This is a genomic window from Treponema sp. (assembly GCF_017430385.1).
Classification (GTDB): domain Bacteria; phylum Spirochaetota; class Spirochaetia; order Treponematales; family Treponemataceae; genus Treponema_D.
In genome coordinates this window covers 14,716-30,375 of the sequence record NZ_JAFRNB010000174.1, presented here as the reverse complement: position 1 = coordinate 30,375, position 15,660 = coordinate 14,716, and the positions used below count along the sequence as shown (strand labels likewise).

13 protein-coding genes are annotated in these 15,660 nt (G+C 44.2%); 7 read left to right on the top strand and 6 right to left on the bottom strand.

Translation table 11 applies throughout. The features are described from left to right. Window positions 1-24: 24 nt before the first annotated feature. The 5 genes from IJJ71_RS13590 (at window position 25) to IJJ71_RS13570 (ending at window position 4,512) form a co-directional block, all read left to right on the top strand. On the top strand, window positions 25-1,377 hold the full coding sequence (locus IJJ71_RS13590; RefSeq protein WP_296847786.1) for a hypothetical protein: 1,353 nt from the start codon (window positions 25-27) through the stop codon (window positions 1,375-1,377). A gap of 65 nt (window positions 1,378-1,442) precedes the next feature. Then, window positions 1,443-2,876, top strand: coding sequence for an amidophosphoribosyltransferase (locus IJJ71_RS13585; RefSeq protein ID WP_296847784.1), 1,434 nt, complete (start codon window positions 1,443-1,445; stop codon window positions 2,874-2,876). After that, on the top strand, window positions 2,873-3,232 hold the full coding sequence (locus IJJ71_RS13580; protein ID WP_296847783.1) for a CidA/LrgA family protein: 360 nt from the start codon (window positions 2,873-2,875) through the stop codon (window positions 3,230-3,232). The genes IJJ71_RS13585 and IJJ71_RS13580 overlap by 4 nt, the downstream gene beginning before the upstream one ends. A 23-nt stretch (window positions 3,233-3,255) precedes the next feature. Continuing rightward, window positions 3,256-3,957, top strand: a complete 702-nt coding sequence (locus tag IJJ71_RS13575) for an LrgB family protein (protein ID WP_296847782.1) — start codon at window positions 3,256-3,258, stop codon at window positions 3,955-3,957. A 21-nt stretch (window positions 3,958-3,978) separates the two neighbouring features. After that, window positions 3,979-4,512, top strand: a complete 534-nt coding sequence (locus IJJ71_RS13570; protein WP_296847781.1) for a hypothetical protein — start codon at window positions 3,979-3,981, stop codon at window positions 4,510-4,512. Between the two features lie 3 nt (window positions 4,513-4,515). On the opposite strand, the gene IJJ71_RS13565 is transcribed toward IJJ71_RS13570, so the two are convergent. Then, a complete protein-coding gene (locus IJJ71_RS13565) occupies window positions 4,516-5,865 on the bottom strand; it encodes a GGDEF domain-containing protein (protein ID WP_296847780.1) in 1,350 nt (449 codons plus the stop codon). 193 nt (window positions 5,866-6,058) lie between these two features. On the opposite strand from IJJ71_RS13565, the gene IJJ71_RS13560 reads away from it, so the two are divergent. Next, window positions 6,059-10,633, top strand: coding sequence for a 2-hydroxyacyl-CoA dehydratase (locus IJJ71_RS13560; protein ID WP_296847779.1), 4,575 nt, complete (start codon window positions 6,059-6,061; stop codon window positions 10,631-10,633). A 214-nt stretch (window positions 10,634-10,847) separates the two neighbouring features. Here the strand turns inward: IJJ71_RS13560 and IJJ71_RS13555 are convergent, their stop codons facing one another. The 4 genes from IJJ71_RS13555 to IJJ71_RS13540 form a co-directional block, all read right to left on the bottom strand. Continuing rightward, entirely contained in the window at window positions 10,848-11,426 is a 579-nt protein-coding gene (locus tag IJJ71_RS13555; protein ID WP_296847777.1) for a hypothetical protein, read from the bottom strand. After that, the gene (locus IJJ71_RS13550) at window positions 11,427-12,116 is read right to left on the bottom strand and encodes an FRG domain-containing protein (protein WP_296847775.1); all 690 of its coding nucleotides are present in this window, start codon (window positions 12,114-12,116) and stop codon (window positions 11,427-11,429) included. A 9-nt stretch (window positions 12,117-12,125) separates the two neighbouring features. After that, window positions 12,126-12,773, bottom strand: a complete 648-nt coding sequence (locus IJJ71_RS13545) for a leucine-rich repeat protein (protein ID WP_296847773.1) — start codon at window positions 12,771-12,773, stop codon at window positions 12,126-12,128. Between the two features lie 94 nt (window positions 12,774-12,867). Further along, a complete protein-coding gene (locus IJJ71_RS13540) occupies window positions 12,868-14,469 on the bottom strand; it encodes a leucine-rich repeat protein (RefSeq protein WP_296847771.1) in 1,602 nt (533 codons plus the stop codon). Window positions 14,470-14,593: 124 nt separating this feature from the next. On the opposite strand from IJJ71_RS13540, the gene IJJ71_RS13535 reads away from it, so the two are divergent. Beyond that, window positions 14,594-14,896 (top strand): helix-turn-helix domain-containing protein, encoded by a 303-nt coding sequence (locus tag IJJ71_RS13535; RefSeq protein WP_296847769.1) that lies wholly within the window; start codon window positions 14,594-14,596, stop codon window positions 14,894-14,896. 52 nt (window positions 14,897-14,948) lie between these two features. Here the strand turns inward: IJJ71_RS13535 and IJJ71_RS13530 are convergent, their stop codons facing one another. Continuing rightward, entirely contained in the window at window positions 14,949-15,644 is a 696-nt protein-coding gene (locus IJJ71_RS13530) for a class I SAM-dependent methyltransferase (RefSeq protein WP_296847795.1), read from the bottom strand. Window positions 15,645-15,660: the final 16 nt, after the last annotated feature.

Here is a 15,660-nt window from a genome sequence, read left to right as displayed (position 1 = left end):
GATTCTGTTAAAAAGGAGTTAAAAATGAAAAAAATTCTTGCTGCACTTGCTTCATCAGTTCTTATTCTTGCAAGCGCGACCTCTCAGGTTCTCGACAAAGAACAAATGAAAAACACCGCATGGGCAGGCCTTGGCTCTCCAATCGACGGCGATCCTGTTTTCTATGGCTTCACGGACACATTTCAGGCACGATTCGACCGCGGCCAGTTCACAATCGAAGGAATGCTCAACTGGAGTTTCCTCGCAAATTACGATTACAAATACGACATCGATAATTTCGTCTTCGGAACATCAAATCTCAATCCGCTATCAATAAAATACGGAGTCCGACCGGGCGCAAATGCTCTTGGCGGAAACAACACCGTCAGCAGCGAAGCACAGGCACTTAACTTAGGTTACGACAACCGTGCGAATGTCTCAAACACAATTCAGGATTCATACTATGTCAACTTCATCTATCACCCAACAAAAAATGTTGACCTGGGCGTAGGAACAAAACTCAACTGGCAGGTCGGCCCGGCTCCAAAATACGGCAGCTGGCTTTGGGAGCATGACGCTCATGTTCGTCAGGGCGGATTCTCAACAAAATACGATGACCGCTCAGGCTCTTTCCAGCAGACATCGGCAGAAGGTGTCGGCACTTACAAATTCTATGTTGACCGACCAGGAACAGCTGATGTCGTAGGATTCGTTCCTTACGCAAACAAATATGCAAAACGCGCGGCAGGTGTGCGATACATTTCAAACGACAGCCTCAAGCTCCAGATTGGTGCGGCAATTCCGAACGGATTCAACACAGACGACCCGGCAGCAAATTTCGGTGCTCAGTTCAGCCCGGCAGACTGGCTTTCATTCGCTGCAGCACTTGAAGGCGCATTTGACGACCACGCAAATTTCTATTCAGGCGGAACTTTCGGAATCAAAAATTTCATCCTCGATGTTTATTTTGCGGCTGATTCGCTCTTCACAAGCGAAAGCAAGGATCAGGCTTACGGAACAGGTGCAGCAATCTCGCTCACAATCCCGAACACAAAGATTCAGATTCGCCCAGAAGCAGGAATCAACTTCTTCGAGAACACAGATTACACTCCGGCAATCTACGCTGGCGGTACACTTGCACTCGGCATCACAAAACAGCTTGGATTCGATCTTTGGAGCTCACTCGCATTCGGTTCAAAAGACAAGAATTGGAAAGACAACGATGCAACAGACGGCTGGGGTGGCGGACATGTATTTGACATCCGACCTGAGCTGACATTCGAAGTTTCACAACATTCAACATTTGCAGGCTACTTCGACTACGAGCATCGAAAGGCATTCGACGGCACAAAACGAAGCTGCTGGGCTAGTGGCGTTTTCTGGACATACATTTTCTAAAAAAAACTATGATTGTCGGACTCTGCTCCGACAATTTTATTTTATAAAAGTTTAAGAGGTACAAAATGGGCGGCATTTTCGGTGTAGTTTCAAAGAGCGACTGTTCTTTGGACTTGTTCTTCGGCGTTGACTATCACTCGCATTTGGGGACTCGTCGCGGCGGCTTGGCTGTTTATCGTGATGACGAGAAATTTCAGCGGGCGATTCACAATATTCAGAACTCTCCGTTCAGGACGAAGTTTGAAACTGACATCGAAGAAATGAAGGGGCGGGTTGGAATCGGCTGTATTTCTGACTACGAGCCACAGCCTCTTCTCGCACGCTCACACCTGGGCCGATTTGCCGTAACAACCGTTGGAATTGTCACTAATAAGGAAGAAATTGTAAAAGAACTCCTCGACAAAGGCGGTGCATTCCTTGAAATGAGCGGCGGTGAAATCAACCAGACCGAGCTGATTCTTGCGATGATTAACACGCAGAAAACGATTCTTGACGGAATCAAATATGTTCAGTCAAAGATTCAAGGCTCAATCACAATGCTCGTCGCCACTCCAGAAGGAATTTACGGTGCGCGCGACAAAATGGGCCGAACTCCGCTCCAAATCGGTATCAAAAAGGACGCGCAAGGCTCAATTTTGGCTCACTGTCTCAGTTTTGAAAGTTTTGCATACATCAATCTTGGCTACAAGGACTTGCACGAGCTTGGACCAGCTGAAATCGTTTTTGTGACTGCCGACCGCTATGAAGTTTTGCAAGAGCCGCAAAAAGAAATGAAAATCTGTACCTTCTTGTGGATTTACTACGGCTACCCGACAGCCTGCTACGAGGGCGTAAATGTTGAGGCAATGCGCTACAACTGCGGAAAATATCTTGCAAAGCGCGACAAGGACGACAACATTCACCCGGATTGTGCGGCAGGTGTTCCGGACTCAGGAACTGCACACGCTGTAGGATATGCGAACGAGGCAGGGATTCCGTTCACCCGACCGTTCATCAAATACACTCCGACTTGGCCACGAAGCTTTATGCCGACAAATCAGGAACAGCGAAACCTCATCGCCCACATGAAACTTATCCCGGTTCCGCAGCTCATAAAAGACAAGAGCATTCTTTTGATTGACGATTCAATCGTGCGCGGAACTCAGCTCCGTGAAACAACTGATTTCTTGTATCAGTCTGGTGCAAAAGAAGTTCATGTTCGCCCGGCTTGTCCTCCAATCATGTTCGGCTGCAAATACCTCAACTTCTCACGCTCAAAAAGCGAAATGGATTTGATTGCACGCCGCGTCGTAAAGCAGTTTGAAGGCGAAAATGTAAGCATGGAAACCTTGCAGAAATACTGCGACCCGGACACTCCGGAATACGCAAAAATGCAGGAAGAAATCCGAAAGCAGCTCCATTTCACCACACTCCGTTTCCACCGCCTGGACGACATGCTAGACAGCACCGGCCTCGACCACTGCAAGCTGTGTACTTATTGCTGGAATGGAAAAGAATGAGACTCGTCAAACAATTTTGTATTCTGGTCATCACCTGCTTTATTGGTGAAGTTTTGCACGCGCTCATTCCGCTTCCTGTTCCTGCCAGCATTTACGGACTCGTGCTCATGTTCGTGGCATTGCAGACAAAAATCATGCCTCTTTCTGCTGTCGAAGAAATTTCTGACGGTCTTTTGGGAATCATGCCGCTTTTGTTCATTCCTTCTACGGTCGGGCTTATCCTCGCATGGGATATTCTCAAAGTCTGGTGGCTCCAGTTCATGATTATCGGGATTTTGGGCACAATGGTCGTCTTTTTCGTGACCGGCCATGTCACCCAGCTCGTGATTCGGATTTTAAGGAAATTTAAGCACTAATTCTTGTTTCTTTTGAGGTCATTATGCAAAATATTTCAGATTTTCTTTCAAATTCGGTATCTTTCGGGCTTTGCATTTCGCTCGTATGCTTTTGGATTGCGGATTTAATCTACAAAAAGACAAAATTCGTGCTTTTCGCGCCGCTTTTGGTCTCTTGTACCTTCGTCATTATTTTCCTCGTGATTTTCAAAATTCCTTACGCGAAATATCTTGAAGGCGCAAAATTTCTCTATTATCTCATGACTCCTTGCACGGTCGCGCTCGCAATTCCACTTTACCGCCAGTTCACAAAGCTCAAAGAAAACGCCCCTGCAATCATTCTCGGAATCGTGGCCGGAATTTTGGCAAACGGATTTTTCGTCTTCGCGATGTGCGCAATCTTTAAAATCGGGCACACGGAATATGTCTCGCTCCTTCCAAAATCAATCACCACCCCAATCGGAATCGCACTCTCAAATCAGAACGGCGGAATCGAATCGGTCACAATTCTTTTGATTTCAATCGCCGGAAACCTCGCGAACATCTTCGGAATTATTTTCTGCAAGATTTTCAGAATCACCGAGCCTGTCGCACAAGGTCTTGCCTGCGGAACGAGCGGTCACGCAATGGGAACATCAAAAGCCTTTGAAATGGGAGACTTGCAGGGAGCAATGAGCGGTCTTTCAATCGCAGTATGTGGCGTTCTCACAGTAGTTTTCCTTCCTTTCTTTGTAAATTTGATTTAAAATACTTAGAAAGGAGTTTTTATGGAAAATATGAACCAGAACGAAATGGCCGCAAAAATGCGCAAAGTTGGAATCTGCATGAATTTTCTGATGGGCATAAGCCTCAGTTTTTTCCTTTCGCTGATTGGAATGGCTTCATCGGGGCACTTTCAGGTAAAAGGCTGGCTCGTCAGTTTTGCCGCAAGCACGATTTTGAGTATTCTGATTGGATTTTGCATTCCGATTCATAAGATTGGCACTGCTCTTTGCACAAAACTGGGATTAAAAGAACGAACTTTGCCTTTTCATCTTGTCGGTTCTCTCATTTCAGATTGTTTCTACACCCCGCTCATGAGTTTTTCGATGATCGCGCTCGCATATTATGGCATGAAAAAGCAGCTTGAAGCCGCCATTGCCAGCGGTGCGCCAGCCGAGTCATTGCCTCAAATCACTTTTTTGCAGATGTTCATTCCAAGCCTTGTGCTCACGATGATTGCCGGATTTTTTTTGATTTTTACGCTTCAACCGCTTTTCCTGAAAATTCTTCTTAAAAAATCAAAACCTCAGGCTCTGTAAAATTTATTGAAAATTCTCCATATCCATTCGCATTGCTTCACCTGCGATATGCATGGACTCCAGAAGATTTGCGCCACTTTCATTCCAGTGTGCACCAGTCGCAAGAACCACTTCAGTGCTCAATGATTTTTTCTGTTTCAGAACCTGAAATTTTTCCTCAAATTCTTCTTTTCCGCATGATGGCATGATTATCATGAATTCATCACCGCTGGAACGATAGATTTCTCCATCTTTAAATATTTCTGAAATAATTTGCGCAGCTGATTTTATTATTTTATCGCCGTAATTGTGACCATAAGTTTCATTCACCTTCTTAAGGCCATACATTGTAACAAAAATAAGCCCGAACGGCGGATTAATCATTTTTTCTTTGCGGCTAAACATGTCAACGCGTTCATTCATAACGGTACGGTTCTTTAAACCTGTGAGCATGTCCATCGTACTGATTCGCTCCAGCTTTTCCATGAGAATATGGCTTGAAATTTCTGAGGAAAGAAAAAATGTCGTAAGTTCAATAAGCTGCTTGCTCTCAACAAGTTTTTTTTCATTAAAGTTTGTAACAAACAGATAGCCAAACACGTGCTGTTCCTGAATCAGCGGATAAAGAATTAAATTTCTGACATAAGCAGAGCGTAAAGAATTTGCCCAGACAGGATTCTTTTTTTCTAGGTTCTGAATATCCTGTTCATCTTTTATGATAAGGCAGTTGCTTCCGGCTATTGTATCTTCCCATGTCTCAACTATGGAATATGGAATTTTTTGAGCCATAACACTTTCGGTGATTATATTTCCACGGAATTTTTTACAAAGGACATCATAGCTTTTATTTTGCTTGTCAACCAAAATAACACAGCAGCAGAAAGAATCTGACCTTTCAAGGATTTCAGAGACGACATACTGAATACTCGTATTGAAATCATCAGAACCATGAAGCGTGACACAGCTTTTGATTACAGATGATGCTATGTCTGGCGATACAGTGGCCATTTTTTGAGGATCCATTGTATTTGTAAACTCAATAAAAAATGCACAATATCCTGTTGAGTCGTCACCACCCTCCAGAGGAAGCAATGTAAGTTCTGACCAGCACCTCAAATATCTGGTTTCAACATAGGCATGGAGCTTTCTTTTTTCAAAAACACAGCGGTAACAATAATCTTCAAATTTTAAATCTTTGGGAACCAAATCAGAATAAATCATGCCGTCGTGATAGCGGGCTACGCCCATAGTTCCCTTGTAAAAATCATTTGCTTTGACGATACGAATTTTGCCGGAATGACCTTTTATTCCTTTTTCGACGGACAAAACCGCACATGAGGACGAGAATGTGTTTACGAATCCTTGAAAATCCATTCCTAAATATTTTATGACAGAATTCAGCATTTGGCAAATTTTTGTTTGTGAGAACGACGAATCCTCAGATAAAAGAATCCGCGGGCAGAAAAATTTCTTAAAATACAATTTAGTTGAATTCTTCTTATTTAAAAGGTATTATGTATGTCTATATATACCCTAGAATAGAATTATTGTCTTTAAAGAGGATTCCATGGAAACAGCAAACACAGTCTTCACTCCGGCAGTTACACCTGTCCGAATTGGAATTGATGTCGGTTCAACAACTGTAAAAGTCGTTTGTCTTGATGAAAAAGACAAAATGATTTACGGCGATTACCAGCGACATCGTGCGGACATTCGCAACACAATCATAACTGTCGTCACACAGGCCTTAAACGAAATCGAAAAGGTCGTCAGTTTAGGAGATAAACATACTGTTTCCGTAAAAGTCACAGGCTCAGGCGGTCTTTCTGTCTCTCAGTGGCTCAACATTCCTTTCATTCAGGAAGTCGTTGCGGCTACTACAGCCGTCAAAAAACTCATTCCTCAGACTGATGTTGTAATCGAGCTCGGCGGTGAAGATGCCAAAATCACTTACTTCACAGGCGGTGTCGAGCAGCGAATGAACGGTACTTGCGCAGGCGGTACAGGCGCATTCATCGACCAGATGGCAGCTTTGCTCGAAACAGACGCACCGGGTCTCAACAAACTTGCGGCCGGTTGCAAACAGATTTATCCAATCGCAGCACGATGCGGCGTTTTCGCAAAAACAGATGTTCAGCCTCTCATCAACGAAGGTGCGCGCCGAGAAGACATTGCGGCTTCAATTTTCCAGGCAGTCGTAAACCAGACAATCTCAGGCCTTGCTTGTGGCAAACCGATTCGCGGTCATGTAGCATTTTTGGGCGGTCCGCTCCACTTCCTTGACCAGCTCCGCGTGCGATTCATCGAAACTCTCAAACTCAAAGATGATGAAATTATTGTTCCGGATGACTCACAGCTTTTCGTTGCGGCAGGCTCAGCTTACTCAGCCGAAAAAGTCTGCAATCCGCTTTCATCTTCAATGCCAAAGAAATTCCCGACAATCGCAGAATTCCGGGACAGCCTTAAAAATCTTGAAGGAGCCGAGCTTAGCGAAGTTCAGCGACTCGATCCGCTTTTCGTTGACGAAGAAGATTTGGCAAAATTCCGTGCACGACATGGCGAAGACAAGGCTAAACGAGGCAATCTCAATGAAGAGCATGGCCCGCTTTTCTTGGGTCTCGATGCAGGTTCTACGACAACAAAAGCCGTTCTCATAAACAAAAAAGGCGAAATCTTGTGGGATTTCTACGATGTAAACGCAGGAAATCCGGTTGATTTGGCTGTCCGAGTCCTCAAAGATTTGTACAAAATCCTTCCTCAGGATTGTTACATTGCCCGCGCTGTTTCAACTGGTTATGGCGAGGCACTTTTCCAGGCAGCACTTGGCGTTGATGCCGGTGAAGTCGAGACAATCACTCACTACCGCGCAGCAGAATTCTTCGTTCCAGGCGTTGAGTTCCTTCTCGACATCGGTGGTCAGGACATGAAGTGCCTGCGCATGAAGGACGGTGCAATCACTTCTATTCAGCTCAACGAGGCTTGTTCAGCAGGTTGTGGTTCATTCCTTGCAAACTTCGCAAACTCAATGAACCTCGACATCAAAGAATTCTCTAAACGCGCATTGCTTGCTAAAAAGCCGGTCGATTTGGGTTCACGATGTACAGTCTTCATGAATTCCCGCGTAAAACAGGCTCAGAAAGAAGGAGCTACAATCGATGACATTTCGGCAGGTCTTTCTTACTCAGTAATCAAAAACGCGCTTTTCAAAGTTATCAAACTCCGCCGCGCGAGCGAAATCGGCACAAAAGTCGTAGTTCAGGGCGGCACTTTCTATAACGATGCGGTTCTCCGTGCATTCGAAAAAATTGCTGGCGTAAATGTATTCCGTCCGGATGTTGCAGGTCTCATGGGTGCTTACGGTTCGGCTCTCATCGCTTACGACCAGTGGTGCGACCTTACCGCTCCAAAACCAGGTCAGGAAAAGGGCTGGGTTCCGCCGAAGATTGTCTCAAACATCGCAACTTTGGAACAGCTTGAGCAGTTCAAGGTAGAGCTTGAGCTTACCCGATGCGGCGGCTGTCAGAACAACTGTCTTCTCACAATCAATACATTCACAACTGGCGGACAAAAACGACAGTTCATCACAGGAAACCGCTGTGAAAAGGGATTGGAGCGACATCAGCTTAAGGACGAAAATGCAAAGACCGTTGACGGCTCAAACAAAGCAAACACAGGCGTTGAGTCAACAGGCTACGAACTTCCGAATCTCTTCGACTGGAAGTACAAACGCCTTTTCAACCACTATATTCCGCTCAAACCAGAAGATGCACCAATGGGCAGCGTGGGAATTCCTCGCGTTCTCAACATGTACGAGAATTATCCGCTCTGGTTCACAATCTTTACAAAACTCGGCTTCCAGGTCAAAACTTCACCTCGTTCAAGCCGAATGATTTACGAGCGCGGTATCGACTCAATTCCTTCTGAATCAGTCTGCTACCCGGCAAAAATTTCTCACGGTCACATGGAATCGCTTCTCAAAATGGGATGCAAATTCATCTTCTATCCATGTATTCCGTATGAAAAGCTTGAGGATAAAGGAGCTGGCAACCACTACAACTGTCCGGTCGTCACTTCATATCCAGAAGTTCTCAAACACAACCTCGACACAATCAACGAGGCAAAAGATTTGCTTTTCATGAATCCGTTCTTGCCGATTTATGATTTGCCACGATTGCGCGAACGACTTTACGAAGAACTTCACAAACACTTCCATAATCTCACTCAGGAGCAGGTTTTTGCCGCAGTCGATGAAGGCTGGAAGGAGCAGGAGCAGTTCAAGATTGACACTCAGCGCGCAGCCGAAGAAGCATTGGAGCAGCTCGTTGTAACAGGCGGCAACGGAATTGTTCTCGCCGGCCGACCATATCACCTTGACCCGGAAATCAACCACGGAATCCCGGAAATGATTCACGGATTGGGCTTGGCCGTCTTCACAGAAGACTCAGTTGCTCATCTCGGCTCAGTCGAACGACCATTGCGAATCATCGACCAGTGGACTTATCACAACCGATTGTACAGGGCAGCAAATTTCGTAGCAGGAATGCCAAATCTGGAACTTGTTCAGCTCACATCATTTGGTTGTGGTCTCGATGCCGTAACAGCAGACCAGGTTGATGAAATCATGAAGTCAAAGAGCCGCATGTACACGCTCATTAAGATTGACGAAGGAAGCAACCTCGGTGCAGTGCGAATCCGAATCCGCTCGCTCATTGCGGCAGTCCGTGCTCGCCAGCGCAACCGAAAGCATCTCCCGACAAAGAGCGCGGCTTATCAGCGAGTAATCTTCACCGAAGAAATGAAGCACGAATACACGATTCTCTGCCCGCAGATGTCGCCGATTCACTTCCGCCTTTTGCAGAAGGCCTTCCAGTATTCTGGATTCAATTTCGTCGTTCTCGATTCAGTTGATCCAAAAGCCGTTGATGCAGGTCTCAAATTCGTAAACAACGATGCCTGCTATCCTTCAATTTTGGTAACAGGCCAGCTCATAGAGGCATTGGAATCAGGAAAATACGACATCAACAAAACGGCAGTCATCATTTCACAGACAGGTGGCGGTTGCCGTGCGACAAACTACATCGGATTTATCCGCCGGGCCTTGAACGATGCAGGCTGGAGCCATGTTCCTGTAATCTCACTCAACGCTTTGGGAATGGAAAAGAACCCAGGCTTCACTTTCACACCGGGAATGGTTCACAAAGCAATGATGGCAGCATTCTTGGGCGACTTGCTCATGCGAGTTCTGTACCGTGTACGACCTTATGAAGCAGAGCCGGGCAGCGCAAACCGTTTGTATGAAAAATGGAACGCCAAAGCCGAAGAAATGCTGAAGTCAAATTCAATCATCAAATACCGCAGGTTAATTCGTGGAATCGTTCGTGACTTCGACCGATTGCCGATTCTTCCGATTAAAAAGCCTCGTGTCGGCGTTGTCGGTGAAATTCTCGTAAAATTCCACCCGACGGCAAACAATGACATGGTAAATGTTATCGAAAAAGAAGGCGCAGAATGTGTAATGCCAGATTTGATGGACTTCCTGTTCTACACATTCAGTGACGGCGTATTCCGATACCGCGAGCTTGCATTCCCGAAATCCGAAGAAAAGAGCGGCAAATTCGCAGTCTGGGCATTGGAACTCTATCGCCGCTACATGAAGAAATGCTTGCGTAAGAGCCGCCGATTCGAGCCGCCAAGCTCAATCTGGGACATGATGAAGAGCGTTGAAGGCCTCGTCCAGACCGGAAATATTTCTGGCGAAGGATGGTTCCTCACAGCAGAAATGGTAGAATTGATTCACTCTGGCGCGCCAAGCATCGCATGTGTTCAGCCGTTCGCCTGCTTGCCAAACCACATCACAGGAAAGGGCATGATTAAGGAACTCCGCCGCCGATTCCCTGAGTCAAACATCAGCGCAATCGACTACGATCCGGGTGCATCCGAAGTCAACCAGCTCAACCGACTCAAGCTTCTTCTTTCTAACGCCCCAATCGGCAAAAATCCGGACGAGCTTCCAAACGGCAAAATCTGGACAAAGAAAGGCGAAGTAGAGCCAATCCTGCAGTACGCAAGCGGCGGGGCTCAGTTCGTAGACGACGATCCAGTCGATGCTAAGAATGCAATCCCTGCGACAACTGCGGTGTAAAAAGTTAGGAATTAGAAGTTAGGAGTGAGGAGTTAGAAATTGCCCGATGATGCGAGATTTTCGTGTTTTCGGGCAATTTTTTTGCTAAAGGAGGAAGTCTCCCCCTCGCTACAGCCAGCAAGCTGTCTTCCGCTACCCTCTCTGCGGGGCAAAATTCATTTGCTATCCGCCCCGCAACGCCCCAACCCCCGCAATGTGGTGCAAAAAGAGTTAGTTACTTTGTAAATTCTTTGTACAACTCATTTGAAACACTGTCCATCTCGGGATAAACAAAAGCGTCCGTGATATTCAGTTTAGCCAGCTGAGATTTTATATGATCTTTCGCAGTTGGTGGTATAAGGAAAACAACCTGTTCGTTATCGGTATTTTTGTACAAAAATCGTCTGAGATTAAACGGATCGCTTTTGAATCTTTCATCATCATTATCAAGAGAATAAGGAATAATTTTCTTAAAATGAATGTCATAGTTACAATTCTTCTTAAATTGCGGGAATTCCTTACAAAGTCCCTTTTGTAAATTATCAAGGTTTATTTCGTCAGCTCCGACTTTTTCGCTTAATATAAAATCACTAAATTCTTTTGCATTTACGATATTTTTCTGTCCATCAACATCAATTTGGTTAATCCATTCAATTTTGTTTGCATTCATGACCATAAACGCCCCTTGTTGCCTTTGAATTCTTGGATTATCCTGTTTAGTACGAACGATGACTGAACGCCTCAATACATCACGAACATAAATATAATCTGGCAAATCGGCAAGATGCCTGTCATTCTTATACTCAATCTGCAACTACCTCAAGCTAAATTCTTTTCCCAAGAAACCTGTGTTCGCCAGCACACTAACAGTTGAACTATGAGCATACTTTATATCATTCTGATAATTCGTTTTTTTGTTATAATCATTTTCAGGAGCACGAACAAGTATAACTTCTCCCCACTTATACTTGTTGCCAGTCTTATCACTTCGAAAACGCTTGTCATCTGCACATGCAAAAAACAAACCAAACAGTGGATTTTCTGTCAAATCAAGAGTTCTAGTTACAGTCTTATAGTGTTGCATGAACACAAGTTTTTCCATCGCATTCTCGCAATGTCTTATTTCATTCGGGAAACGGCGGCAAAATTCCTCATACAACAAATTTTCTTTTTCTGAAAGATTTCGCATAACGCTTGGAAGCATGAGATAATTTGCATTTGTATGGCCGCGATAAAGAATTGGATTAAAAAAATTGCAATCAAGTTTCGTAATTTCCTTTATATAATCTTCCAGAGTCTCAATGACTATCGGGTGAACCGTCATCTTGCCGTCAGATGTATGAACAATCCTGGAAGCATCTTTTATTCGTTCCCTGTCCATCGCAAAATTAGGATTTTTTTGCATCTGTTCTTCAAGAGATTTATATTCATATTCCTTGAAGCCATATCCTTTTATTCGCAAGGCTCTTTCGTATTCATTTTCGCTTTGAGTTTGATTTCCCATAACTTTCCCTCATCTGCAATTGTCTGCAATAACATATCGGAAACCATGTTCCCGAGCAAACTTTATGACATCACAGTCTAGTTCTTCGGAATTTGTCACGAAAACAAGCTTATCTGTATCACAGCCAATGAAAGCCCCATCATCAATATCTGCATCACCTTTCCAAAGCACAACTGTACGAAGTTCCGTACATCCTAAAAACGCTTCTTTTTCAATAACAACATTACAATTTTTTGGAAACACAATAGTATGAAGTTTACTACAATCCTTAAAACCTTGGTGTTGAACAGTAATTTCATTTTCCGAAGATGAAAGATTTATGACCCCCTTTACATCATTTCCCAAAATTGGTAAATCGGCAGCAGTCTCAGCTTTTTTTACCACATTTCCGTCTTGATCCTTGACTTCTTTTTTTAATTCTTCAACTTCTTCATATTCTGCAATCTGTAAATTTCTACAGTTTTCAAATGCTGAATCAAAAATAATTTTTGTATTTGAAGAAAATAATGCACATTCAAGAGTTGAATCATTTTTAAATGATTTCGAACCAATGTTTTCATTCAGATAAGCTTTCAGTAGACTATCTTCTCGAAGAGTATGAGCAGAATGAACGCAAGTTCCGTTGTTTGTGAAAACAAGATTTTTAACAATAGCCATAAAACACCTCCATAGGTTTTCATTTTATTTTTTTCCCCGCATACGCGGGTGAATTGCTTAAATTGATAAACTCTCTACGAAAACTAGTATCTGCTCAAAGTAACTTCACCATCACTACAGATGACTTTTGTTGCAGGAATGCTGTCTCTCCATTTTTTTCCTTATCAATCTGATTCCATTGTTCCATAGTACCTTCATAAATTATTGTAGATAAGGAAAAGCATTCGTAGAATGTATAATTTCCAATTTCAATTATATTCACGGGGATGACTATTGAGCTAAGGTTAGAGCAACTGTAAAACACTCCTCTTGAATAGGTGGGCTCAGAGTTTCTGAGAGCTGTAAAAGAGCTGTTTTTTGGTAAAACTATGCTTCGTAAAGATTTAGCTTGATAAAACCATTCTTGTTGATATGAAGAAAATTCTGTTAATCCAATTATAAATGATAAGTCAAGGTCAATACGAATAGTGTTGTCATTATCATATATATTTTTCATAGCAGAAGCAGATGCTTTTGCTTGACTTTGTGTGAAATTCTCTTCTGCCGTCACAGTAATCTTTGCAGAATTCGTGAGACCGCGGATTGTACTTTCGAGTTGTGACGGTTTTACAAAAATTCCGTTCGGGTAGAATTTCCATGTTGTGCCGTTGCTTATGTTTCCGAGAGCATCAACCGTCATAACTTTGAACAAGAAATAGTCATTGTCGCTGCTCGTACCTGTAGGAACTGCAAAAGTCGAAGTTCGTGTTCCAGCCGAAACGCTCGCTGCTGCAATCTGCTCGGTTCCAGTACCGTTCAGAGAGTATGTAATCTTTATGTGGCTAAAAGGGCTATCGTAAGTACTTCCGGTGCTTGTTGGATCAGTCCAAGAGACAGTCATATTCGCTCCGTCATCACTCTTTACAATGTTAAGTCCAGTCACTTCACCCGGAGCCGTCTTGTCAATCGTCTTTACCTCGACTTGCTCCCATGCTGTGTGTCCGTCGCTGTCTCTTGCAACTACATCGTAAAATCCACTGTCGGTGACTGTGAAAGTTGCGGAGTTGCTACTTACGGTTAGGGCGGTTGCTGTAGTATCAGAAAGAAGTTCGTTTGGTTTTACGCCGATTCCTTTCTGCCCGGCTTTCCATACGGCTTTTGTTATAGATGAAAGAGTTCCGAACGAGACATTTACATCTGCGCTTGTGTTGCTCAATACCGGGGTTCCGTCGGCTGGGTCGCTCGGCACGGAAAGAGTAATTGAAAGATAGCCTGCGGTCGGTGTCGCACTCACGCTCACGCCCTCACTTTTGTTTCCGCTTTTGTCCACGGATTTTACAGTGAAGGTGTATTCTGTTCCGTTCACAAGGTCGCTTACATAGCAGCTTCCTCGTCCCTGCAAAATCACCGCGAAAGCCTTTTCGCCGTAAGAAACTTCGTATCCGTAAGTGTCACTGTCAGCCGCATCTGTCCAGACAAGCTGAATCGCCCCGCCCCGGTTCAAGGCCGCAAGTTCTGTGACATTCGCGGGTGGAGTCGTGTCTTTGCCTGTCGTGTCCGTCGCGGGCTTTTCCACTTCGACGATTTTTTCCTTTTCAACCACGCGGTCAACATATTCGGTGTCAACTTGATTCTTGCATGAAGCCAAGCCTGTAAAAATCAAGCTGCCCAATAAATATCCAACGATAACTTTATAAAAAACTCTAATTCTGCGCATAAGACAAACCTCCTTGAATGTGAAAATAATACGCTCTTAGCACATTTTCAATACAATTTAAGGTCAATTTAAATGTGCTAACAACGAATTGTCAAATTATTTTATATGCTGATAGCATATCCCTATGGATTTGAGGTCTGTATTTATCGCTAATTTAAAGAAATATCGTAAAGAGAGAAACTTGTCGCAGCTGAAACTCGCGGAATTGTGCGGAACTTCGACAAGTTATATCGGAGAAATTGAGATTGGCAAAAAATTTCCTTCAGTGGAAATGATTCAGAGATTTTCAGAAGCGATAAACATTCAGCCACACATGCTTTTTATGACGGAAACAGATTCTTATTCCGAAACAAATGACAAAGAGAAAAAAGAAAAAATGATAGAAAAACTTCAGACGGCTATAAGGGAAATCGTAGAATCAGCATAAACAGAAATTGCTCCAATACATCTCACTACGCTAAAGTGCCGCATGGATGCCCCTACTTCCTTGCCACAATCACCATCGTGCGGGCGTTCTGATTGTATGGGCTGAAGTCAAAGTCGCCGTAAATTTCTACGGATTTGAATCCGATTCCTATCATCACGCGCTTTAACTCGATTGCAGAATAAAGCCGCTGGATAAATTCGTGCTCAATCCGCTCGCCTGTTTCGTTGTCGATTAAAATCCAGCGTGAGCGAAGACCTTCCCATGCGCCAACAACGCTGAAATCGGTGAGCACGGTTTTTCCTGCCCGCTCAAACCATTCGCCCTCTGTAAAGTCCTTGACCGCAATTTCGCGGCTGATGTTCTCAAGGATAAAAAATCCACCTTCTCGCACAGAATCATAAATCGACTTCAAAATCTGCACATCTTCTTCGATTGTGTCACAATATCCGAACGATGTGTACAAATTGATTGCGCAGTCAAACTTTTTTTCGCTTCTGAATGTGCGCAAGTCAGCCTTGATAAGCTCCAAGTCTACGCCCTCGGCACCTGCTGTCTCGGCCGCCGCATCAAGCTCGCTCTGAATCAAATCAACGCCTGTCACCTCTAAGCCACGGCTTGCAAGTTCCACGGCAATTCTTCCTGGTCCGCAACCTGCATCCAGAATTTTTGCGCCTTTGCCCAGGCCTGCAATTTTACAAACACTATCGGCCACGGTTGGTGCTTCTGCCCAGCGTGCCGCATCGAACATAATCGGCCCGTAATTG